This window comes from Geobacillus sp. Manikaran-105 (assembly GCF_002809955.1).
Classification (GTDB): Bacteria; Bacillota; Bacilli; order Bacillales; family Anoxybacillaceae; genus Geobacillus; species Geobacillus thermophilus.
In genome coordinates this window covers 15,971-38,498 of record NZ_PIJG01000027.1, presented here as the reverse complement: position 1 = coordinate 38,498, position 22,528 = coordinate 15,971, and the positions used below count along the sequence as shown (strand labels likewise).

26 protein-coding genes are annotated in these 22,528 nt (G+C 55.6%); 20 read left to right on the top strand and 6 right to left on the bottom strand.

The genetic code is table 11. The annotated features are described in order from the left end of the window. The first annotated feature begins 359 nt into the window (after positions 1-359). From CV945_RS09600 to CV945_RS09550, 11 genes are all read left to right on the top strand, one after another. The gene (locus CV945_RS09600; protein ID WP_008880222.1) at positions 360-809 is read left to right on the top strand and encodes a hypothetical protein; all 450 of its coding nucleotides are present in this window, start codon (positions 360-362) and stop codon (positions 807-809) included. Between the two features lie 125 nt (positions 810-934). Then, a complete protein-coding gene (locus tag CV945_RS09595; RefSeq protein ID WP_100659648.1) occupies positions 935-1,783 on the top strand; it encodes a DUF72 domain-containing protein in 849 nt (282 codons plus the stop codon). 23 nt (positions 1,784-1,806) lie between these two features. Beyond that, positions 1,807-2,694 carry a sulfite exporter TauE/SafE family protein gene (locus CV945_RS09590; protein WP_100659645.1) on the top strand — a complete coding sequence of 296 codons (888 nt, stop codon included), beginning with the start codon at positions 1,807-1,809 and terminating at the stop codon, positions 2,692-2,694. A 20-nt stretch (positions 2,695-2,714) separates the two neighbouring features. Continuing rightward, positions 2,715-4,097, top strand: a complete 1,383-nt coding sequence (locus CV945_RS09585; RefSeq protein WP_063329826.1) for a bifunctional metallophosphatase/5'-nucleotidase — start codon at positions 2,715-2,717, stop codon at positions 4,095-4,097. Positions 4,098-4,158: 61 nt separating this feature from the next. Continuing rightward, positions 4,159-4,461: a YunC family protein gene (locus CV945_RS09580; protein ID WP_044742713.1), complete on the top strand. Its 303-nt coding sequence runs from the start codon at positions 4,159-4,161 to the stop codon at positions 4,459-4,461. A gap of 52 nt (positions 4,462-4,513) precedes the next feature. Beyond that, positions 4,514-5,260 carry a sporulation protein YunB gene (gene yunB, locus CV945_RS09575; RefSeq protein ID WP_100659644.1) on the top strand — a complete coding sequence of 249 codons (747 nt, stop codon included), beginning with the start codon at positions 4,514-4,516 and terminating at the stop codon, positions 5,258-5,260. 375 nt (positions 5,261-5,635) lie between these two features. Further along, positions 5,636-6,829: an ABC transporter substrate-binding protein gene (locus tag CV945_RS09570; protein WP_100659643.1), complete on the top strand. Its 1,194-nt coding sequence runs from the start codon at positions 5,636-5,638 to the stop codon at positions 6,827-6,829. 99 nt (positions 6,830-6,928) lie between these two features. Continuing rightward, positions 6,929-7,807 (top strand): branched-chain amino acid ABC transporter permease, encoded by an 879-nt coding sequence (locus tag CV945_RS09565; RefSeq protein ID WP_100659642.1) that lies wholly within the window; start codon positions 6,929-6,931, stop codon positions 7,805-7,807. Positions 7,808-7,823: 16 nt separating this feature from the next. After that, positions 7,824-8,798, top strand: coding sequence for a branched-chain amino acid ABC transporter permease (locus CV945_RS09560; RefSeq protein ID WP_100659641.1), 975 nt, complete (start codon positions 7,824-7,826; stop codon positions 8,796-8,798). Beyond that, positions 8,773-9,552 (top strand): ABC transporter ATP-binding protein, encoded by a 780-nt coding sequence (locus CV945_RS09555; protein WP_100659640.1) that lies wholly within the window; start codon positions 8,773-8,775, stop codon positions 9,550-9,552. The genes CV945_RS09560 and CV945_RS09555 overlap by 26 nt, the downstream gene beginning before the upstream one ends. Before the next feature lies 1 nt (position 9,553). Then, a complete protein-coding gene (locus tag CV945_RS09550; RefSeq protein ID WP_100659639.1) occupies positions 9,554-10,261 on the top strand; it encodes an ABC transporter ATP-binding protein in 708 nt (235 codons plus the stop codon). Between the two features lie 60 nt (positions 10,262-10,321). Here CV945_RS09550 and CV945_RS09545 read toward each other — a convergent pair whose 3' ends face one another. Continuing rightward, the gene (locus CV945_RS09545) at positions 10,322-11,338 is read right to left on the bottom strand and encodes a M23 family metallopeptidase (protein ID WP_369806433.1); all 1,017 of its coding nucleotides are present in this window, start codon (positions 11,336-11,338) and stop codon (positions 10,322-10,324) included. A 136-nt stretch (positions 11,339-11,474) separates the two neighbouring features. Here CV945_RS09545 and lipA point away from each other — a divergent pair, with 136 nt between their 5' ends. Then, complete coding sequence (gene lipA, locus CV945_RS09540; RefSeq protein ID WP_033010386.1) at positions 11,475-12,371, top strand: lipoyl synthase; 897 nt, start codon at positions 11,475-11,477, stop codon at positions 12,369-12,371. Between the two features lie 186 nt (positions 12,372-12,557). On the opposite strand, the gene CV945_RS09535 is transcribed toward lipA, so the two are convergent. Beyond that, positions 12,558-13,244, bottom strand: a complete 687-nt coding sequence (locus CV945_RS09535; protein ID WP_100659637.1) for a YhcN/YlaJ family sporulation lipoprotein — start codon at positions 13,242-13,244, stop codon at positions 12,558-12,560. Between the two features lie 112 nt (positions 13,245-13,356). On the opposite strand from CV945_RS09535, the gene CV945_RS09530 reads away from it, so the two are divergent. Beyond that, on the top strand, positions 13,357-13,632 hold the full coding sequence (locus CV945_RS09530; RefSeq protein ID WP_033010389.1) for a YutD family protein: 276 nt from the start codon (positions 13,357-13,359) through the stop codon (positions 13,630-13,632). Positions 13,633-13,666: 34 nt separating this feature from the next. Here CV945_RS09530 and CV945_RS09525 read toward each other — a convergent pair whose 3' ends face one another. Both CV945_RS09525 and CV945_RS09520 read right to left on the bottom strand, forming a co-directional pair. Further along, a complete protein-coding gene (locus CV945_RS09525; protein WP_033010390.1) occupies positions 13,667-13,951 on the bottom strand; it encodes a hypothetical protein in 285 nt (94 codons plus the stop codon). Positions 13,952-14,008: 57 nt separating this feature from the next. Continuing rightward, positions 14,009-14,278 (bottom strand): DUF3055 domain-containing protein, encoded by a 270-nt coding sequence (locus tag CV945_RS09520; protein WP_033010391.1) that lies wholly within the window; start codon positions 14,276-14,278, stop codon positions 14,009-14,011. Between the two features lie 94 nt (positions 14,279-14,372). Between CV945_RS09520 and CV945_RS09515 the strand changes: the two genes are divergently transcribed. Both CV945_RS09515 and CV945_RS09510 read left to right on the top strand, forming a co-directional pair. Next, positions 14,373-14,843 carry a DUF86 domain-containing protein gene (locus CV945_RS09515; RefSeq protein WP_100659636.1) on the top strand — a complete coding sequence of 157 codons (471 nt, stop codon included), beginning with the start codon at positions 14,373-14,375 and terminating at the stop codon, positions 14,841-14,843. After that, positions 14,840-15,610: a TIGR01457 family HAD-type hydrolase gene (locus CV945_RS09510; protein ID WP_100659635.1), complete on the top strand. Its 771-nt coding sequence runs from the start codon at positions 14,840-14,842 to the stop codon at positions 15,608-15,610. Before CV945_RS09515 ends, CV945_RS09510 begins: the two co-directional genes overlap by 4 nt. Positions 15,611-15,755: 145 nt before the next feature. Here CV945_RS09510 and CV945_RS09505 read toward each other — a convergent pair whose 3' ends face one another. Continuing rightward, positions 15,756-16,253 (bottom strand): phosphatidylglycerophosphatase A family protein, encoded by a 498-nt coding sequence (locus CV945_RS09505; RefSeq protein ID WP_033010394.1) that lies wholly within the window; start codon positions 16,251-16,253, stop codon positions 15,756-15,758. 256 nt (positions 16,254-16,509) lie between these two features. Between CV945_RS09505 and yutH the strand changes: the two genes are divergently transcribed. The 5 genes from yutH to thrB all read left to right on the top strand — a co-directional run bounded on the left by yutH (position 16,510) and on the right by thrB (position 22,164). Further along, entirely contained in the window at positions 16,510-17,514 is a 1,005-nt protein-coding gene (gene yutH, locus CV945_RS09500; protein ID WP_033010395.1) for a spore coat putative kinase YutH, read from the top strand. Positions 17,515-17,826: 312 nt separating this feature from the next. Further along, positions 17,827-18,801 carry a 2-hydroxyacid dehydrogenase gene (locus CV945_RS09495; protein WP_033010396.1) on the top strand — a complete coding sequence of 325 codons (975 nt, stop codon included), beginning with the start codon at positions 17,827-17,829 and terminating at the stop codon, positions 18,799-18,801. A 92-nt stretch (positions 18,802-18,893) separates the two neighbouring features. After that, positions 18,894-20,192: a homoserine dehydrogenase gene (locus CV945_RS09490; RefSeq protein WP_100659634.1), complete on the top strand. Its 1,299-nt coding sequence runs from the start codon at positions 18,894-18,896 to the stop codon at positions 20,190-20,192. Continuing rightward, complete coding sequence (gene thrC / locus CV945_RS09485; RefSeq protein WP_033010398.1) at positions 20,192-21,253, top strand: threonine synthase; 1,062 nt, start codon at positions 20,192-20,194, stop codon at positions 21,251-21,253. Before CV945_RS09490 ends, thrC begins: the two co-directional genes overlap by 1 nt. Beyond that, positions 21,250-22,164: a homoserine kinase gene (gene thrB, locus CV945_RS09480; protein WP_100659633.1), complete on the top strand. Its 915-nt coding sequence runs from the start codon at positions 21,250-21,252 to the stop codon at positions 22,162-22,164. Before thrC ends, thrB begins: the two co-directional genes overlap by 4 nt. A gap of 101 nt (positions 22,165-22,265) precedes the next feature. On the opposite strand, the gene CV945_RS09475 is transcribed toward thrB, so the two are convergent. Next, positions 22,266-22,508: a NifU family protein gene (locus tag CV945_RS09475; protein ID WP_225995604.1), complete on the bottom strand. Its 243-nt coding sequence runs from the start codon at positions 22,506-22,508 to the stop codon at positions 22,266-22,268. Positions 22,509-22,528 lie beyond the last annotated feature (20 nt).

Below are 22,528 nucleotides of genomic sequence, written 5' to 3'. Positions count from 1 at the left end.
GGTGACTCTATTCTACCAGAAAAAAGGGCGATTCTTCTATATTTGAGGCAAAAAAGTGGGGGCTGATCCCAAAACGCATTCGCGTTTTGGGTCAGCCCCATCATTTTTTTCAAGTGCCGCTGATCCCACTTCAGTGTCTCATCCTCAATGTTTTGAGTCACATGGAGTTGGTTGTCAGCGGTCATTGTTATGCTGGCATGCTCTATCCGTGCTAAAAGCGTCCATAACGATGATCGTCCATTTCAGATTTGTGAAGGAATGGTTATTTATGAATATTTTGTTATGATCTATAATCGGATTGGTGATGTTTCATTATTTTGAAAATATAACGATGAAAAAGAGAGTGGAACGTGAAAGAGATGATAGGAATGTGGAAATTGATCAGAATGTTGAAGTTGCGAGATCTGGAGTTGTTTCGTTTAGATGACCAAGATGGTGAAACGGTTTGTATGTTATTGATTTTGGATTACAGGAGACCTAGTGTTTTCGATGATTTTCCCATTTTAAAGGGAATCGAGGATGAGGATTCATTTGAAGGCGCGGAGAATTATATCCACACGGTCATCATTTCAGAGAAAACATTAGAACAACATATGGTGGACCGAATCCTTGAGGTCATCGAAGGGTTAGTTGAACATAAGCCCGATTGTGATAATAATCATTCGTTTTATATTACGAAGTTCCCTGATTATTTTGGGGTTGGCACACATTTAATCGAGTACATTCAACCGATCTTAGATAAGATGAATTTTGATATTGATCTCACCTATATCACGGATAAACATTTCAATTACTTGACGCAAGAATAACGTTGCTTGCCGCGTCGCAGGCCATTTCCCCTTAGAGCAACGTGCCAATAGTCGTTTTGATTTCATGGCCGACCTGCTTATGGTATAGTTAAAATATCTGAAAGCTGAATAAACTGGTGATGGCCATGATTTATATTGGACTGACCGGCTGGGGGGATCATGACAGCTTGTACCCGCCAGGTCTTGCGGCGAAAGACAAGTTGCTGGAATACGCGGCCCATTTTCCGACGGTCGAGGTCGATTCGTACTTTTACGCCATTCAGCCGCGTTCGAACGTGGAAAAGTGGATTCGCGAGACGCCGCCGTCGTTTCAGTTTATCGTGAAGGCATACCAAGGAATGACCGGGCATGAGCGCGGCCCGATTCCATATGAAAGCAAGGAAGCGATGTTTGCCGCGTTTCTGGAATCGATCGCGCCGTTTCAGGAAGCGGGGAAATTGGCGATGGTGCTGTTTCAGTTTCCGCCGTGGTTTGACTGTCGGCGCGAGCATGTGGCGTACTTGCGCTGGGTGAAAGCGCGGATGGGGGAGGTGCCGGCGGCGCTCGAACTTCGGCACCAATCGTGGTTTTCGCCGCGCTTTTATGACAAAACGCTTCGCTTTATGGAAGAGGAAGGGTGGATTCACACAATTTGCGACGAGCCGCAGGCAGGGGAAGGGTCCGTGCCGACGGTGTTGCATCCGACCGACCGGGAAAAGACGCTCATCCGCCTGCACGGGCGCAACGTGCACGGCTGGAACAGGGCGACGGCCGGCGAGAACTGGAGGGCGGTCCGCTATTTATACCGGTACAATGAGCGCGAGCTGCGCGAATGGGCGCGCCATATCGAGACATTAAAGCAAAAAACAAAACAGATTTACGTGCTGTTCAACAACAACTCCGGCGGCGACGCCGCTGACAACGCCAAACAATTGATCGATTTGCTTGGCATTGAATACACGGGTCTTGCGCCGCGGCAGCTTGGTTTGTTTTGAAGCGAGAAAGAGGGGGATGGAGGATGGCGTATGCGTTGCTTGTCTTGATCGGCTTTATCGCGGGGACGGTCGGCAGTTTGGCCGGCCTTGGCGGCGGGGTGATCATCGTGCCGGCGCTTTTGTTTTTCGGCGCACTCGGCTGGCTGTCGGCGGTGACGCCGCAAGTGGCGGTCGGCACGTCGCTTGTCGTCATTATTTTCAACGGCTTATCGTCCACATTGTCGTATATGAAAGACAAAATGGTCGACTATCCAAGCGGTTTGCTGTTTTGCATCGGCAGCGTTCCCGGGGCGGTCATCGGCGCTTGGGTGAACAATACGCTGAGCGCCGCTCATTTTTCATTGTATTTTGGGCTGTTTTTAATCGCCATGTCGGTTTTTTTGTCGCTGAGTCAAAAGAAAACGAAGCGTTCGGCTGACGAGACGGCGGCGGCAAAAGAAAACGGGGCCGAACGAACGGCGGCGGAGCAGGCGCGGCCGGCGCCATGGTGGAGACGGCGTGTTGTGCGAACGTACACGGACCGAAACGGCGAGGTGTTCACATACGGCTATCAACCGCTCATGGCGGTCGCCATCGCGTTTGTCGTCGGCTTTTTCGGCGGGCTGTTTGGCATTGGCGGCGGATCGCTCATGGTGCCGGCGATGATCGTGCTGTTTCGCTTTCCGCCCCATGTGGCGGTGGCGACGTCGATGTTGATGATTTTCCTGTCCTCCCTCATCGGTTCGCTCACCCATGTCGCGATGGGAAACGTGCAATGGCCGTTTGCCCTTGCCCTCATTCCCGGGGTGTGGATCGGCGCGAAAACAGGGGCGTGGATCAATAAGCGGATGCCGAGCCGGACGCTTGTCGTCGTGCTGCGGCTAGTGCTTGTGCTGCTCGGGGCCCGGCTTGTATGGGAAAGTTTGGCGTAATGGAAGGAGGGGCGCGCGTTTTGAAGCAAACTATCTACATTTATCATACGAACGACGTGCACAGCCATTTTGAACATTGGCCGCAAATCGCCCGCTTTTTGTCGGAACGGAGACGGGAACATCGCGCCCGCAACGAGGCGATGCTGTTGTTTGACGTCGGCGATTTTCTCGATCGCGTGCACCCGATTACCGAGGCGACGCGCGGAAAAGCGAATGTGGATTTGTTGAATGATCTCGGCTATGATGCGGTGACGATCGGCAACAATGAAGGAATCACGCTTGATTACGACGAGCTTGATACGCTGTACGAGCGGGCTCGGTTTCCGGTTGTGGTCGCCAATTTGTTCCGCCGCAACGGCGAGCGGCCGCATTGGGCGCTTCCGTATGTCGTCATCCCGGCGACAGAGACGTTCCGCATCGGCGTAGTCGGTGCCACCGCCCCGTTTTCCCATTTTTACGAGTTGCTTGGCTGGAAAATTGCCCCACCGTTTGATTTGTTGGCCGCAGCGGTGGAGGAAGTGAAACGAAAAGCTGATTGCGTCGTCGTCTTATCCCATCTTGGGGTGAATGAAGATGAAAAAATCGCTGCGACGATTCCGGGCGTGGATATTGTGTTGGGCGCTCATACCCACCATGTGTTTCCAGAAGGCAAGGAAGTAAACGGTGCGCTTCTTTGCGCGGCTGGGAAATACGGACAATATGTCGGCGTCGTTAAGCTGGAAGTGGAAGGGCGACGTCTTGGGCGGGCGTCTGCGAAGGTGGTGGATGCTGGTGTGATGCCGTTTTCCGAAGAAGTGGCGTGCCGCCTTCGCTCCCTTGAACAGAAAAGTTTGGCGCGGCTTGAAGCGGAACAAGTCGCTGTGCTCCATGATGACTTGCCGCTTGACTGGTTCGCTCCGTCGCCGCTTGCCCGTTTGCTTGCGTCTGCGCTGCGCGAATGGTGCCAGGCGGACATCGGGATGGTGAACGCCGGGGTGCTGCTTGAACCGCTTGCGAGAGGACCGGTGACGAAAAAAGATTTGCATCGCATTTGCCCGCATCCGCTCAACCCGTGCAAGGTGAAGCTGCGCGGCGCGGAGCTCAAAGAGATTATCCTTGAGGCCAATACGGAACGGATGAAGCATTTGCGTTTTAAAGGGTTTGGCTTCCGCGGCGAAGTGATGGGGGAAATGGTGTACGACGGCGTCGAGATCGAAACGGAGCTGGAAGAAGACGGCGCCTGGCATATCCGCGCCATTCGAATCAACGGCGAGCCGCTCGAGCCGGAGCGCACCTATGACGTGGCGACGACCGACATGTTTGCCATTGGTCATTTTTACCCGCAAATTCAGCGGGCGGCGGAGAAAACGTACTATATGCCGGAGTTTTTGCGCGATCTTCTCGCCTGGAAATTGGCCCAATAGGCAGGCACTTCTTTTTCCATGCTTCATACATTGGAGTATGGAAAGGAGAGTGACTGCGGCGATGGTGGAAGTCAAGCCGATTATCATTGAGGGACATCCGTTTGTCGCGGTGTCCGTCCAGCTGCCGAAAACGAATTTGTTGGCGGTGGCGAGTGAAAAAGGGTACATCATGTGCGGGGCGCTCGATGTGGCGCTATTGAACGAAAAGCTGCGCGACCGCGGCATTGTCGCCGGAAGGGCGGTCGGGGTGCGCACGATCGAGCAGCTGCTTGAGGCGCCGCTCGAATCGGTGACAGTCGCCGCCGAGGAGCTTGGCATCAAACGGGGAATGAAAGGAAAAGACGCGCTGTTGAAAATGCGGTGAAAAAATCCCTCCTTGCAAGCATACATATAGCTTGTAAAGGAGGGATTTCATTTTGCTGCGCCCCCGATTTGTGCGGAGAGGGCCGCTTCCGTTCCGCTACGTGTTTTTATTGACGTTCGTTTTTTTTATGTTTTCCACAGCGGCCGGGCTTTGGATCGTGAATAAAGGCATTGAGCCGGTGCTGATGGAAATTGCCGAAACGGAAACGAAGCGGATCGCCAATTTGATTATCAATAACGCTCTTGAGAAACAATTTGAAGAAGAAAATTCGAAATTCCAGGAGCTCGTGACTGTCCAGCAAGACAACAGCGGGAGAATCGTGTCCGTCGATTTTAACGCCGAGGCGATCAACCGCATTTTGGAAGAAATAGATGACCATGTGATGGCGAGTTTAAAGGCGGCGACAGAAGGACGGATCGAACGGATGGTGCTGCCTGAGGTCGAATCCGGCCAAGGAGACAGCCGCGGGATCATTTACTATATCCCGCTCGGCCAAGTGACGAACAACGTGCTGCTCGCCAATCTCGGCCCGCGCGTTCCGGTGCAGTTCCAAATCGTCGGCAATGTCGATTCGGAAGTGATCAAGGAAATTCGCGCCTATGACATTAACAGCTTTTTTATTGAGATCGACGTTCACGTTGAAGTCGACATCCAAGTCGTCATTCCGTTTGCGTCCAAGCTGACGACGGTCAAAGAAGATATTCCGGTCGTGATGCGCTTCATTCCAGGAGAAGTGCCGCAGTTTTACAACAAAAACGGCGGCTCGCTCGGCCCGTCGGTTCCGCTTCCGAAGCGCTAGTTCAGAAAATGGTTTTGCCGGAAACATGGAAACGTTATACAACGAAAGCGTCGATCCGGCGTCTTTTTCCAGGCTCGCCTGCTCTCCACGACGGGGAGCGAACGAGCTTTTTTGTTTTCAAAAAGAAAAGAGCTAGACGATCCGCTGTAAATTTTGTAATATTATATTAAATTGAAAATAGTTTTATTATTTACATAAGGTCTAGAGGGGATGTGGGAGCCGAGGCAAAGGGACAGGAAACAAGAAGGGCCGGTTTTGGACGCGGCCGCCTTTCAACACATGATGATCGTGCGCATGGGAACGGCGCTTGATTCGTAGAATGCCGCTAGGCGCACATCGGTGACAGAACATTTTGAATAATAGGGGGAACAAGAAATGAAGAAAAAAAGAACAGCAGGTGTCTTTTTCTCATTGATGCTGACGGCAGGTCTTTTGGCCGGCTGCGGCGGCAACCAACAAAGCGGCAGTTCTTCAGGCGGAAACGGTGGCGGAGGAGGCGGCGATGTCATTAAAATCGGCGCCAACCTTGAGCTCTCCGGCGGCGTCGCTTCGTATGGACAGTCGATCGCCGAAGGAGTAGAGCTGGCGTTTGAGGAAATCAACAAAGAAGGAATCAACGGCAAAAAGTTGGAGTTGGTCAAAGTCGACAACAAATCGGAAGCGACCGAAGCGACAAACGGCGCCATCAAGCTGATCAGTCAAGATAAAGTCGCTGCCATTATCGGGTCGGCGACGAGCACGAACACGCTCGCTCAAGTGCAAATTGCCAATGACAATAAAGTTCCGATTATTACACCGTCTGGGACGAGCGAAACGGTGACCGTCAAAGATGGCAAAGTGAACGAGTTCGTCTTCCGGACGTGCTTTATCGACCCGTTCCAAGGAACGGTGGCGGCCAAATTTGCGCTGAACGACTTGAAAGTAAAAAAGGCGGCTGTTTTGATCGACAGCGCGAGCGATTACTCGAAAGGGCTGGCGGCGTCATTTAAAGAAACATTTACAGCCGGCGGCGGCCAAATTGTCGCCGAAGAAGCGTATGTGGCGAAAGACACCGACTTCCGCGCCACGCTGACGAGCATTAAATCGGCCAATCCGGAATTTTTATTCTTGCCGGGCTACTATGAAGAAGTCGGTTTGATCGTCAAACAAGCGCGCGAGCTTGGGTTGAACGTCCCGATCATGGGCGGCGACGGCTGGGATTCGCCAAAACTGATTGAGCTTGCCGGCAAAGACGCGTTGAACAATACGTACATTACGAACCATTATTCGTCGGGCGACCCGGACCCGAAAATTCAAGAATTTGTCAAAGCGTTCCAAGCGAAATACAATAAAGCGCCGGACGCCTTTAACGCCCTTGGCTACGATACGGCATACTTCTTGGCGGATGCCATCAAACGGGCTGGCAGCGCCGATCCGGTGAAAATTAAAGACGCGCTGGCGCAAACGAAAGATTTGCAGCTTGTCACGGGAACATTTACGGTCGATCAAAACCACAATCCTATCAAATCGGCCATTATTTTGGAATACAAAGACGGGCAGCAGCAATTTAAAACAAAAGTCAATCCGTAATGAGGCTCACAGGGCGGGGAGGGGGCGCTCCCGTGGGGGCGTCCCTGTCCGGCCTTTCGTTTGGACATGGAACGAGTTTTCGTTAAGGAGCGTGCAATCATGGAACTCATTCAACAGCTAGTGAACGGCATTTCGCTAGGCAGCATTTATGCGCTCATCGCGCTTGGCTATACGATGGTGTATGGCATCGTCCGGCTCATTAACTTCGCCCATGGCGACGTCTTTATGATTGGTTCATTCGTCGGTTTTTACGCTGTGACGATGCTCGGCGTCGGTTTTTTCCCAGCGCTGTTGTTGGCGATGGCCGCCTGCGCCGTGCTCGGGGTAGTCATTGAGCGGATTGCGTACAAGCCGCTGCGCAACGCGACGCGCATTGCTGTGCTCATTACAGCGATCGGCGTATCGCTTTTGATCGAGTACGTCACCATTTATTTGCGCGGGGCGCAGCCGGAAGCGTATCCGAGCACGTTGCTGTCAGATCGGAACTTGGAGCTGTTTGGCGTTGTCATCAGCAGCCAGTCGCTGTTCATCCTCGGCACGTCCCTCGTTTTGATGGTCCTTCTTCAGTTCATTGTTCACCGGACAAAAATCGGGAAGGCGATGCGTGCGGTTTCTCATGATGCGGAAGCGGCCCGGTTAATGGGAATCAACGTCGACAATACGATTTCGGCCACGTTCGCCATCGGTTCGGCGCTCGCGGGGGCGGCAGGCGTCATTTTTGGCATCTATTACACGAAAATTGATCCATTGATGGGCATTCTTCCTGGATTGAAGGCGTTTGTCGCTGCCGTGTTGGGCGGAATCGGCATCATTCCGGGAGCGATGGTCGGGGGGCTTTTGCTTGGCGTCATCGAATCGCTCGTCAGCGGGCTCGGCTACTCGCTTTGGCGCGACGGAGCGGCGTTTGTCATTTTAATTCTCATCCTCATTTTCCGGCCGGCCGGATTGTTTGGTAAGAACGTACGAGAAAAAGTGTAAAGGATGGTAGGGAACAATGGCAACTTGGAAGCGGACGCGTGGATTTTGGGTTTCCGTCATACTGGCCTTCGCCTTTTTCGTTGTTGTCGAGTGGCTGATTGCAAGCGGAACGTTAAACATCTTTTATGTGAATACCCTCTTTTTTATGGCGATTAATGTCATTTTGGCCGTCAGCCTTCATTTAATTATCGGGATCACCGGACAATTTTCCATTGGCCATGCCGGTTTTTTCGCCGTTGGCGCCTATGCCTCCGCGATTATGACGATGAAGCTGCAGCTGCCGTTTGCGGCCGGCGTTCTGGCCGCCGGGGTGGCGGCGGCGCTCGCCGGCCTCATCATCGGCGTGCCGAGCTTGCGTTTAAAAGGCGATTATTTGGCGATCGCCACGCTCGGCTTTGGCGAAATTGTCCGCATCGCGCTCTTGAACATCGATTACGTCGGCGGGGCGAGCGGCATGACGGTGACGCATATGACGACATGGCCGTGGGTGTTCGCCTGCCTGTTTGCCACCATTTTGGTGATCGCCAACTTCACGAACTCGACGCACGGACGGGCGTGCATCTCGATCCGCGAAGATGAAATCGCCGCCGATGCCATGGGGATCAACACGACGTATTACAAAGTGGCGGCGTTTGTGATCGGTTCGTTTTTCGCCGGCATCGCCGGAGCGCTGTATGCGCACCATTTTTACATCATTCAGCCATCGAACTTTGGCTTCCTGAAATCGTTCGACATTTTGATTTTCGTCGTGCTCGGCGGGCTCGGCAGCCTATCCGGCGCGGTGGTGGCCGCGGTGCTGCTGACGATCGTTTCGACGTTCTTGCAAAACTATCCGGAAACGCGGATGATCATTTACAGCATCGTCTTGATTTTGGTGATGCTGTACCGTCCAACCGGGTTGATGGGGACGAAAGAACTATCTTCGCTCTTCAAATGGCGGAAGGCAGCGCAGGGAGGAATGAATCATGGCGGCAAAAACACCGTTGCTTAAAGCAGAAAACGTCGGCATCCAGTTTGGCGGGCTCAAGGCGCTCTCCGGTGTGACGATGGAGCTATATCAAGGGGAGCTTGTCGGGCTCATCGGCCCGAACGGCGCGGGGAAAACGACGCTGTTTAACTTGTTGACGGGCGTGTATGTGCCGACTGACGGGCGGATTATGCTTGACGGCGAGACGTTGAACGGACTGCCGCCGTATAAAATTACGCGCAAAGGGATCAGCCGGACGTTTCAAAACATTCGCCTGTTCGGCGAGCTGTCGGTGCTCGACAACGTGAAAGTCGCCTACCATGCGCACGCCCGCCATTCGATCGCGAGCTCCATTCTCCGCCTCCCGTCCCATTTCCGCGGGGAAAAGGAAATGGAAGAAAAGGCGATCGATTTTTTAAAAATTTTCCAGCTTGACGGCGTCATGCACGAGAAAGCGAAAAACTTGCCGTACGGCCAGCAGCGCCGGCTTGAGATCGCCCGGGCGCTGGCGGCGCAGCCAAAAGTGCTTTTGCTTGACGAGCCGGCCGCCGGCATGAACCCGCAAGAAACGAAAGAATTGATGAACTTGATCGCGTTTATCCGTGAACGGTTTGCGTTGACGATTTTGTTGATCGAACACGATATGTCGCTTGTGATGGGCATTTGTGAGCGCATTTACGTGTTGGACCACGGCCAGCTGATCGCCCACGGCACGCCGGAACAAGTGCGCAGCAACCCGAAAGTGATCGAGGCTTACCTTGGCGAGGAGGTGTCGTGACGTGTTGAAAGTGGAGGCAATCGATGTGTTTTACGGCAACATTCATGCCTTAAAAGGGGTATCGCTTGAGGTGAACAAAGGCGAGATCGTCACGCTGATCGGCGCAAACGGCGCCGGCAAAACGACGCTGCTAAAAACGATCTCCGGCTTGTTGAAGCCGAAAAGCGGCGACATCGTCTACGAAGGGGCTTCGATCGCCGGCAAGGCGGCGCAAACGATCGTCAAGCACGGCATTTCCCACGTGCCGGAAGGGCGGCGCGTGTTCGCCAATATGACGGTCGAGGAAAACTTGGAGCTTGGCGCGTTTTTGCGTAAAGACAAAGACGGCATTCAACAAGACTTTGCCAAAGTCTTTCAGCTGTTCCCGCGCCTCGAGGAGCGGCGCAAGCAGCTGGCCGGCACGCTCTCAGGCGGCGAGCAGCAGATGCTCGCCATCGGCCGTGCGCTCATGGCGCGCCCGAAGCTGCTCTTGCTTGACGAACCGTCGATGGGGCTCGCGCCGCTTTTGGTCAAAACGATTTTCCGCATCATTCAGGAAATCAACGAATCGGGGACGACGATTTTGCTTGTCGAACAAAACGCTCACATGGCGCTCTCCATCGCCCACCGCGCCTACGTCATCGAATCCGGGCGCGTCGTCCTGTCGGGGGCGGCGAGCGAGCTGCAGGCGAGCGAGCAAGTGAAACAGGCGTATTTGGGCGGGCATTAACGAAAGCAGAAAGACGAAAAGAGGCCGACATCGGCCTCTTTTTTTGTCCAGCCGCCGCTGCTAGCGGCGCCGCTGTTGCTGCCGCTCGGCCCGCTCCCACGCTTTCAAGTGCGGATACGGGTCAAACGCCCACTCCGTATAGCCGTTGTCTTTGTACATGCCGTAATGGAGGTGGGGCGGGAACTTTCCAGCGGTGCCCGGCGGCCCGTAGCCGGAGCTGCCGACCGAGCCGATGATCGTGCCCGGCTCGACGATTTGCCCTTCGCGAAGCCCGGCGGCAAAGCCGTTCAAATGGGCAAAATAATGGTACGTGTTGTTGATGTCGCGGATGCCGACGCGCCAGCCGCCGTATTTATTCCATCCTTTCAGTTCGACAATGCCATAGCACGTCGAGCGGACCGGCACGCCGTAGCCGGCGAAAATGTCGGTTCCTTCATGAATGCGGCGCCCGCCCCAGCCGCGCGCATCGCCCCACGTGTCGCGGTAGCTGTAATTCGCCCGCAACGGGAGCGGAAAGACATGGTCATCCAGTTTCAATGTCTTGTATTTTTTGTAAATCTTCACTTTTCCTAAAATCAAATCCACCGTTTTGGAGCGCTGGTAATAGTTCCAAAGCGCGATTTTAATATGGCGATGATCGATGCCGTATGTCTGCAAATAGCGCGCCATGGCCATGATGACGTCGTCGTCATCATCCGCCCGCGCCTTGCCGTCCCCGTCTCCGTCCACACCGAGCCCGCCAAACTGGGAAATCGTAAATGGGTTCGTATCGTGCGGATTTTTGTTCAGCGGTCCGGCCCATACGTCCGGTTTCATATAAATGCCGAGGACGCCGGTTGGTTTTGGCAAGTCGCGGCGCGCTTGCCGGATGTTCCGTTCATACTGGTCGATGGCGGCAAAGTAATACCATGGAATGAGCGAAACCGCCTCCGCTTTTTTATACAGCTCCATGCGCTGTTCGTATACTGCGTCGTCGTTTTCCGCCGCGGAAGCCGCGCTGGCCGCTATGAACAACACCGTCGCCACCCATAGGGCGACAAACCATCGCTGCACGTGGAATCCCCCCTTTTCGCCCATTTCATATGTTTAGTTTGGGGAGAAACAGGCGATTCATAAATGTTAAAAAGAGGAAAGCGGCTTATTTTTTTGTGTTTTTTCGCGTTTTTCATTTATAATGAAAATGAAACAATCCTCGACAAGTGGAGTGAGAACGATGGCAACAAACGAAGAACATGTCCGCAAGCCGGACTGGCTGAAGATTAAACTGAACACGAATGAACATTATATCGGATTGAAGAAGTTGATGCGGGAAAACCGTTTACATACTGTGTGCGAAGAGGCGAAGTGCCCGAACATTCATGAGTGCTGGGCGGTAAGGCGGACGGCGACGTTTATGATTTTGGGCAGCGTCTGCACGCGCGCCTGCCGCTTTTGCGCCGTCAAAACCGGGCTCCCGACCGAGCTTGACTGGCAAGAGCCGGAACGCGTCGCCGAGTCGGTGCGCATCATGAATTTAAAACACGTCGTCGTCACGGCCGTCGCCCGCGATGACCTCAAAGACGGCGGGGCGGCGGTGTTTGCGGAAACGGTGCGTGCCATCCGCCGGAAAAATCCGTTTACGACGATTGAAGTGCTGCCATCGGATATGGGCGGCGTGTATGAAAACTTAAAAACGCTGATGGACGCCCGTCCCGATATTTTAAACCATAACATCGAAACGGTGCGCCGTCTGACGCCGAGAGTGCGCGCCCGGGCGACGTATGAACGCTCGCTTGAGTTTTTGCGGCGCGCGAAAGAACTGCAGCCGGACATTCCGACGAAATCGAGCATCATGGTCGGCCTTGGGGAAACGAAAGAGGAAATTATCGAAGCGATGGACGATTTGCGCGCCAACCATGTCGACATTTTGACGATCGGCCAATATTTGCAGCCGACGAAAAAACATTTGAAAGTCGTCAAATATTACCATCCGGACGAATTCCAAGAGCTGAAAGAAATCGCGCTGAGCAAAGGGTTCAGCCATTGCGAGGCCGGTCCGCTCGTCCGTTCGTCGTACCATGCCGACGAGCAGGTGAACGAAGCGGCGAAAGCGCGGCAGCTGAAGGCGTGAAGATGGCAAGCGCCCGGGCTTGCGGAGTCAAAGCCGGCGTCTGCCCCCCTCGCTGCCGCCAAACAGCCTGCGAGGGGAGATGCGGGCATCGCGCCCAGGCGGCAAACACTTTGACTAGCGGCTTTTGTTGTCGGAAAAAAGAAACGGTCGTGCCTCTTTAAGAAACAGGCAGACCGTTTTCTTTCGCTACCGTCCGGCCGGCGTCGGCCGCGGCGTGCCGTCGCGGAAGTCGCGGTCGAGGTGGTCGTTTGTCTCGTTGATCATTTCGCCGTTTTCATTTTCCCCGTCGCTCAGCTTTTTCCCTTGCGGATATTTCAACATCCGCTGAATCGTGGCATCGAGAATTTGGTCGATATTGCGCGCGTTCGAATCAAGGCGCCCGAAGCGCTCAATGTCTTTCATCAGCTGCGGATTGTCAGCGATATACACATGGTAGTAACGGGGAACGACGGACAGTGCTGTCTTTTTCACTTGGTCGGCGGTTTGCTGCCGATTTTTTGTGTCGGCGCCATAGACGACAAGCACCTCTTCATCGGTGACGAGCGTGGCGACGTCGTTGACGCCCGGCAGCTGCGTGCACAGTTTGCTGATTAAATCGGCGGCTTGCTCGCGGTTGAACGACGGCATGTCGTTATAGCCGTTTGCATCGCCGAGGATCGGGCTTTTTTGATGGCGAACGTAGCCGAAGTTGTTCATCGGCGTGTCATCGCCGTTTGGCACCCCGTTTTCGTTGTACAGCTCATTGCGGTCGGTCACATTGATCGTATTGCCGCTCCGTTTGTAGACGTCGGTGTTTTCGTCCTGCGCCGTCTGCGCGCAGCCGGCCAGGGCGATCGCCGTTCCGAACGCGGCGACGATCCAACATCGGTTCATCGTCAGCACCCCCCTCGCTTTTAGGGTGGCACGCGGTTCGCTGTTTGATAACAGTAATTGATTGGGTGCGGTGCATCGTTTATGATGAAAGTGGAAAGGCGAGGTGAGAGCGGTGATTTGCATTAACAACCATTGTTATGAACTGGTTGAAAACGTCAAAAACGCGTTTAACGAAGAGGCATTTCGCGCCCGATACGCGGATATTTTAGGGAAGTACGACTACATTGTCGGCGATTGGGGATACAATCAGCTTCGCCTGCGCGGGTTTTTCGATGACCATAACCAAAAGGCGACGTATGATACGAAAATCAGCACGCTGTCCGAGTATTTGTATGAATATTGCAATTTTGGGTGCGCCTATTTTGTGTTGCGCAAGGTGAAGCGGTAAAGGCGGCAGCCGCCCGCTGCCGGGCGGCCGCACGTCATTCGCCTTCGTTGTATGGAAACTGCTCGCTTTGGCGCGGGTCGTCGTGCGGCGGATGGGAGGCCGGATCGCGCCTTGGAATGTTTTGGTGGAACGATTTAAACTCATAGTTGAAGGCGCTGTAATGGCGCTGCCCTTCCTTCCACGGCGTGCTTTTGTTCTCGACCAGGGCGTCATCGCGGCGCGGCGAGCCGTACGGACCTTCCGGGAATTCTTCGGCGGTTAAAAAGTTGCGCTGTTTTTCGACGACGGAAAAGTCGGCATATTGTTCCCGTTCCGCCATTCGTCTCACCTTCCTTGCTGCCGGGGTGTTTCATAAGATGCCCAAAACCGAGGAAGGTTATGAAAGGCATTCGTCCAAAAAGGCGCGCAGCTCGTCGGCGTCTTGTTCGCTGAGTGCATAGGCGCGTTCGATATAGCCCGGCTCCTCCAAATCGTCGCGGCCAAGAATGGCAAACCGGTTGCTTTGCAAATCCAGCACCAAATATTTCCCATAAAAGCGGTCAGTTTCAATCAACGCCAAATCGAACCGCTGCCGCTCGCCGACAAAGCTGACGAACCGGACCGCTGCCTCGACCGTATCATCGTATAAGTAAAACCGTTCACTCATCTCCATTCCTCCCTTTATTTTTCGCCTATGTCCATCATAGCAGACGAACGACGAAAAAGGGAGGAAGGCGGGGAAGAAAAAAGGAGGACGAGCCATGTATTTTGTCGACCGAAATAAATTGGAAGAGCGGCTTCGCTGCATGGAGCAACTGATGGCGCACTACAAAGCGCAGCGCCACTGGGACGGCGCGCTTGAGCGGCTGGCGCTCGAGCGGATCGCTCATATCCTCATCGAGGCGGTGCTCGATGTCGGCAACGCGATGATTGACGGCTTTATTATGCGCGACCCGGGGAGCTATAACGACATTATTGACATTTTGGCTGACGAGCAGGTGATTTCGGCTGAGGACGGCGAGCGGCTGAAAGCGTTCATTGCCCACCGGAAAGCGCTCGTCCAAAACTATACGAACGTCGATCACGCGAAACTGCTCGCGGATTTGAACGAACAGCTGCCGGCGCTTGAGGCGTACCCGAAGGCGGTGCGCCATTACTTGGAAAGCGAGCTCGGCCCGGTGTCGGCGTTTGGCAGCGAATCGATGGACGGAAAGGAGACCGACAACCGTTGAAACGATACAAAGGCTATTTGATTGACTTGGACGGGACAATGTACCGCGGCGCAGAATGCATCGCCGAGGCGCGCGAGTTTGTGAACGAGCTGCACCGCCGCAGCCTCCCGTATTTGTTTGTCACGAACAACTCGTCGCGCACGCCGGCGCAAGTGGCGGAAAAATTGCGCTCATTCGGCGTGCCGGCGGAAGAGAGGCACGTCTTCACAACAAGCCAGGCGACGGCGAACTACATTTTTGAGCGAAAGCCGGACGCGTCCGTTTATGTCATCGGCGAGGAAGGAATCCGCACCGCGTTGGCGGAAAAAGGGTTCCGCTTTGCTGGGGAGGACGCAGACGTGGTGGTCATCGGCATCGACCGCCAGCTGACGTATGAGAAGCTTGCCATCGCGTGCCTTGCTGTCCGCAACGGGGCGATGTTCATTTCGACAAACGGCGACATCGCCTTGCCGACCGAGCGCGGGCTGCTGCCGGGCAACGGCGCCATCACGTCCGTTGTCGCCGTTTCGACGCAAGTGAAGCCAACGTTTATCGGCAAGCCGGAAAACATCATTATGGAGCAGGCGCTTAAGGTGCTTGGCGTTCCAAAGGAAGATGTGTTGATGATCGGCGACTATTACGAGACGGATATTTTAGCCGGCATGAACGCGGGCATCGATACGCTGCTCGTCCATACGGGCGTCACGACGAAAGAGATGCTCGCCCGCTACGAACGGCAGCCGACCTATACGGCTGATTCGCTCCGCGAATGGATGGAGCGCCTGTAAAGCAAGAGGGGTGTCCCGAAAGGCTCGGGGCACCCTTTCTCATGACCGGGTGCAGCAACAAAGCCATCGATGCGAACCAACAAATCGTGTTTGGCTTGTGGGGTGCTGCTATTTCGTCTTTTGCATGGATGCTTCGCGCCGCCGCTCACTCGGCGTTGGCGGCTCGATGCGCGAGGCGGCTGGATGCCGCCGCGGCGATGGCGCCGACGATGTCGTCCAAAAACGTGTTGCATTTGCCGGTTGATTTGTCATTTAAATATTGCAAAATGCCCGGTTTTTGTTTGTCGATATAACCGTAGTTCGTAAACCCGATCGATCCGTACACGTTGACGATCGAAAGGGCCAAAATTTCGTCCACCCCGTACAACCCTTCATCGCGGCGGATGATGGATTGCAGCGGCTCGTCAAGCCGACCGTCCTCGGCGAGCTTGTCGAGCTGGATGCCGGTCAAAATCGCGTTTTGCACTTCGCGTTTCGAGATGACGCGGTTGACGTTTTCGATGCATTCGTCCATCGTTAAATCCGGATGGTATTTCGATTGCAAATAATAAACAAGCTCCGCAATTTTTTCCACCGTCACCCCCCGCTCCTCGAGCCATCGGCGGGCGGTTTGTTCAAGGTTGTTCATATCCGGTTTGGTCATGGTTTGTCACCCATTCTTTTGAAAAAGTTGTTTGTTATATATACGTTATCATGCCATGAATGTATCCTTCGTATAAAGAAAAATGCTCATCGGTTTTTTTGACGCCTGCTGTCATATATAAACAATAGCCGCCCTTGCCGCGGCTATGGGCCCGGGAATCAGCGCGCAAAAGTCCGTTCCCGTCCGGGCGGCATCGGGGCGGCGACGACATGGAGGGAGGAAGAATGCAAGCCAAAAAGACAAAGGAGGAGCGGCCATGGAAACATGGGTATATGAGCAATATGACATGCGCGTCGGACGGATGGAACAGCGGGGAGCGTCTACGGTCGTTTGGCATAAACAAGAGCGGTTTCTCATCGTGCCGGCGGATGGGCGGAGCGAGGCGGAGCTGGAAGAGCGTCAGCAAATGAGCCGCTATTTGCGGGCGAAAGGGGTGGACGGCGTCGGGGAGCTGGTCAAAACGAAACATGGGACGTATATTGCCCCCTGCCAAGGCCAGCCGTTCGTCCTCCTCCGCGCGCCGCTTCCGGCCGCCCGCCTTCGTTCGCTCGGCCGCGAACTGGCGCTCATGCATGAATACGGGCGCTCTTGCCCGCTGCCGATCACATCCTGCCGGCGCATCGGCCAATGGCGCGAACTGTGGGCGAAGCGAATCGACCAAATGGAGGCGTTTTGGGCGAACATGATGGCAGCGGGGCCGGCATCGCCGTTTGACCGCCTGTTTCTTGAATCGTTCCCGTACTATTTAGGATTGGCGGAAAACGCCGTGCAATATGTGGCTGACACAGAGCTCGACGACGAACCGCTGCGCGTCGATTATGCGGCGTTTTGCCATGAGCGCCTGCCGCAAGCCGGCTGGGTCGAAGGAACGGAGGCGAAGCTGCCGCTCGATTGGGTGTACGACCATTGCGCCCGCGATTTGGCGGAATGGGTGCGCCATTTGTACCACAAGCGCGGGCTAGGCTGTCAACGGGCAGTGCGGCAGTTCTTCCAAGATTACGGGCATTTGGCGCCGCTGTCGTCGTTTGCCTGGCGGCTGGTTTATGCGCGCCTGCTGTTTCCGCTTCCGTATTTTGAATGCATCGAGGCGTATTATACGACGGCGGACCGCGAAGAGCAGGCGAGGCAGGAACGGGCGCTGCGGCAGTTGCTTGACGCATCGCGCGAGTATGAGCAGTTTTTGGCGTCATTTGCTGAGATCGCCGGCATCGCCAACCATATCCGGCTGCCGGCCGTTGAATGGCTGCCGCCGGCGCCATGAGGGGGAAGAAACTTCCCGTTTTTCAGCTGAAGCAGGCCTGGGTGATTTTCCTTTTTATAGAAAGGAAACACCCTGTTTTTTTCAGCCGAAGCGGGTGTACGCTCGTTTCCATTCGAGGGGGAAGGGGAACGGGTTCGGGTGTTCAGCCAAAGCGAATGGGGGCCTGTTTTCTTTCCGTGACAGGGGGTCTTCGTTTTTGTCCGCAACGGACGAGTGCCGATTTTTCCGAACCACCGGCACGGACAACTTCCCGTTTTTTTTTTAGCTGGAGTTGTGATAAGATTTAGAAAAAATGAGATGGAGGGCTGTTTCATGACGAAACCGTACGTCTTTGTGACGCGAAAGCTGCCGGAGGAGGTGATCGCCCCGCTCGCCGCCGTCGCCGAGGTCGGCATGTGGCCGCATGAGGACGTGGCTGTGCCGCACGAGGTGTTGGTGGAAGAGGCGAAAAAGGCGGCGGCCCTTTTGCCGATGGTGTCCGACCCGATCGACGAGGACGTGCTGGCGGCCGGTTCAGGGCTTAAAGTCGTCGCCAACATGGGCGTCGGCTATGACAACATTGACGTGCCGGCGGCAACGAAGCGCGGCGTTCTTGTGTGCAACACGCCGGATGTGCTGACCGATACGACGGCTGATTTGACGTTTGCTTTGCTGCTCGCCACTGCCCGCCGCCTTGTCGAAGCAGCCGAATTTTTGAAAGAAGGAAAATGGAAAAGCTGGAGCCCGTTTTTGCTGGCGGGCGCCGATGTCCATCATAAAACGATCGGCATCGTCGGCATGGGCAACATCGGGCAGGCGGTGGCGAAGCGGGCGAAAGGGTTTGACATGGATGTGTTGTATTACAACCGCTCGCGCCGTCCGGAGGCGGAAGAGAAGCTGGGCGCCGTCTACCGCCCGTTCGCCGATTTGCTTGCTGAGAGCGATTTTGTCGTCTGCTTGACGCCGCTGACCCGCGAGACGCGCCATTTGTTCAACCGCGAGGCGTTTCGGCAAATGAAAACATCGGCGATTTTCATTAATGCGGCGCGCGGCGCGGTCGTTGATGAACAGGCGCTTTATGAGGCGCTTGTCGCAGGGGAGATCGCCGCTGCCGGGCTCGATGTGTTTGAGAAAGAGCCGGTCGCCGCCGATCATCCGCTTCTGTCGCTTCCGAACGTTGTGGCGTTGCCGCATATCGGCAGCGCCACATACGAAACGCGGCGAGCGATGATGACGTTGGCGCGCGACAACATCATCGCTGTCTTGGAAGGCCGGTCGCCGTTGACCCCGGTGAACGAGCTGTCGTAAAACTTTTCATTGCCAAATGGCTGATCGTCTTTTATAATGTCTACTATAAAAATACAAATGTCTACTGTACGTAAACAGAAGGGGCGGGAATCATGGAAAAACCAATTTTGGTCGGATTGTTAGGACTAGGAACGGTCGGGAGCGGCGTGGTGAAAATTATCGAGAACCACCAGGAAAAATTGATGCACCAAGTCGGCTGTCCGGTGAAGGTGAAAAAAATCCTCGTCCGTGACGTACATAAGCCGCGCGATGTCGCCGTCGACCCCGCATTGTTGACGACAAGCGCCGTAGACGTGATCGACGATCCGGACATCAATGTCATCATCGAGGTGATGGGCGGCATCGAGGAGACGAAAGAGTGGCTGTTGCGGGCGCTCCGCCAAGGGAAGCACGTGGTGACCGCGAACAAAGATTTAATGGCTGTCTACGGTTCAGAGCTGCTTCGGGTGGCGGCGGAGCACCGTTGCGATTTGTTTTATGAAGCGAGCGTCGCCGGCGGCATTCCGATTTTGCGCAGCCTGGTCGACGGCTTGGCGTCCGACCGGATCACCAAGCTCATGGGCATCGTGAACGGAACGACGAACTACATTTTGACGAAAATGTCGCAAAACGGCGCTTCGTATGAAGACGTGCTGGCGGAAGCGCAGGCGCTCGGGTTCGCCGAGGCCGATCCGACGTCAGACGTGGAAGGGCTCGATGCGGCGCGGAAAATGGCGATTTTGGCCCGCCTCGGCTTTTCGATGGACATCGACTTGGACGATGTGCAAGTGAAAGGAATCACCGAAGTGACCGAGGAAGACTTGGACTACGGGAAGCGGCTTGGCTACACGATGAAATTGATCGGCATCGCCCAGCGCGACGGGCAGAAGGTCGAAGTGAGCGTCCAGCCGACGTTTTTGCCGGATTCGCACCCGCTTGCGTCGGTGCATAACGAATACAACGCCGTCTATGTGTATGGCGAAGCGGTCGGGGAGACGATGTTTTACGGGCCGGGGGCGGGCAGCCTGCCGACGGCGACAGCCGTTGTCTCCGATCTGGTCGCGGTGATGAAAAACATGCGCCTTGGCGTCAACGGCCATTCCGCGGTCGCTCCGCAATATGAAAAGCAATTGAAAGCGCCAGCGGAAATTTTCTCAAAATACTTTTTGCGCATTCATGTGAAAGACCAAGTCGGTGCATTTGCGAAAATTACGACGCTGTTTTCGCAGCGCGGGGTGAGCTTTGAGAAAATTTTGCAGCTGCCGCTGAAAGAAAACGGTCTGGCGGAAATCGTGATCGTGACGCATGACGCCTCGCAGCAAGACTACGAAGACATTTTGCAGCAGCTGGGCGATTTGGAAATCGTCGAGCGCGTCCAAAGTTCGTATCGGGTGGAAGGGGAGAAACGGTAATGGCATGGAACGGCCTGCTTGACGCCTATGGCGAGTTTTTGCCGCTCACGGCGGCGACGCCGAGGCTGTCACTTTGCGAAGGGAACACGCCGCTCATTCCGCTGCCGCGTCTGTCGGAAGAGCTTGGGATCACCTTGTATGTCAAGGTTGAAGGGGCGAACCCGACCGGTTCGTTTAAAGACCGCGGCATGGTGATGGCGGTGGCGAAAGCGAAAGAGGAAGGAAGCCATACGATCATTTGCGCGTCAACCGGCAACACGTCGGCATCGGCGGCCGCCTATGCGGCGCGCGCCGGCATGCGTTGCCTCGTCGTTGTGCCGAACGGGAAAATCGCGCTTGGCAAACTGGCGCAAGCGGCGATGTACGGCGCGGAGATTTTCGCGATTGACGGCAACTTTGACGAGGCGCTGAAAATGGTGCGCCGCCTGAGCGAAACGGCGCCGATTACGCTTGTCAACTCGGTCAATCCGCACCGGATCGAAGGGCAGAAAACGGCGGCGTTCGAAGTGTGCGACCAGCTTGGCCGCGCCCCGGACGTGCTCGCCATTCCGGTCGGCAACGCCGGCAACATCACCGCCTATTGGAAAGGGTTTAAGGAGTACCATGCGGCCAAAGGGACCGGGCTGCCGCAAATGCGCGGCTTTGAAGCGGAAGGAGCGGCAGCGATCGTCCGCAACCGGGTGATTGAACAGCCGGAAACGGTGGCAACGGCGATCCGCATCGGCAATCCGGCGAGCTGGGAAAAAGCGGTCGAGGCCGCCAACGAATCGCGCGGAAAAATCGATGAGGTGAGCGATGCCGAAATTTTGGCCGCCTACAAGCGGCTCGCCCGGACGGAAGGCATTTTTGCCGAGCCGGCATCATGCGCGGCCATCGCCGGGGTCATCAAACAGCGCGAACGGAACGAAATCGAACGCGGCAGCCTCGTCGTGGCGGTTTTGACCGGCAACGGCTTGAAAGACCCGGCCATCGCCTTGGAGACGGCGGCGATTGAGCCGGTCGTACTGCCGAATGATGAACGAGCTGTCTTGGAGCGTTTGCAAGGGGTTGTCCGCACATGAAAGAAGACGAGATGTTGAAAATCATCGTGCCGGGCAGCACGGCGAACTTAGGGCCCGGCTTTGACTCGGTCGGGCTCGCCGTCAACCGTTACTTGACGCTTGATGTTCGCTTGGCGGAAGCGTGGTCGTTTGCGCCCAAAACACCGGAAGTCAGCGGCATTCCGCGCGGGACGGACAATTTGGTGTACGAGGTGGCGGACAAGGTGGCGGACGCGCACGGCCGGCGGCTGCCGAGCTGCGCGGTCGATGTGTACAGCGACATTCCGCTTACGCGCGGGCTAGGCAGCAGCGCAGCGGCGGTCGTCGCCGGCGTGGAGCTCGCCGATGCGCTGCTCGAGCTAGGCCTGTCGCGCGAACAAAAGATGGAATGGGCGGCCCGCTATGAAGGGCATCCCGACAATGTCGGCGCCTCGCTGTACGGGGGGCTGGTCATCGGCTGCTGCCGCGAAGCGGGGGTGGATGTCGTCCGTGTGCCGGAATTTGATGTGGAGATCGTCGCCATTATCCCCGGTTATGAACTGGAAACGAAAAAAGCGCGCGGACAGCTGCCGGCCCAATGGCCGCGGGCGCGCGCCGTCGAGGCAAGCGCCGTCAGCAACGTCCTTGTCGCCGCCTTGCTCACGAAAAACTGGAAGCTCGCCGGCCGGATGATGGCGGCCGATTTGTTCCACCAGCCGTACCGGAAACCGCTCGTTCCGGAGCTGGCGCGGGCCGAGGCGCTTGCCGAGGAATACGGAGCGATCGGCGCGGCGCTGAGCGGGGCGGGGCCGACAGTGCTCGTCTTTGCCGAACCGGGTCAAGGAGAGCGGCTGGCGCACCAGCTGCGCCCGCATTTTCCGACGTGCGACATCGCGCGTCTTTCCGTCGAGCCGCGCGGCAGCCGCGTCTACAAGCTGGCGCTTGAAGCTTGACCGCCAGCGGCAGTCCGGTTTTCGGGGTCGTCCGGAAGCGGACGGTGTCCGCCCGCCGGCGACAAAAAAATCCGAACAGCGGTCGCTGTTCGGATTTTTCATTAAAACACTTGTTCCACTTCAACGACGCCCGGCACTTCTTCAAACAAGGCGCGTTCGATCCCCGCTTTCAGCGTGATCGTCGAGCTCGGGCAGCTGCCGCATGCGCCAAGGAGACGGAGTTTGACAACGCCGTCTTCGACATCGACAAGTTCGCAGTCGCCGCCGTCGCGAAGCAGGAACGGACGGAGTTTATCTAAAACTTCTTGTACTTGTTCTTTGATTTCTTGATCCGTCATTTTCATCGACTCCTTTCCCTATTTTT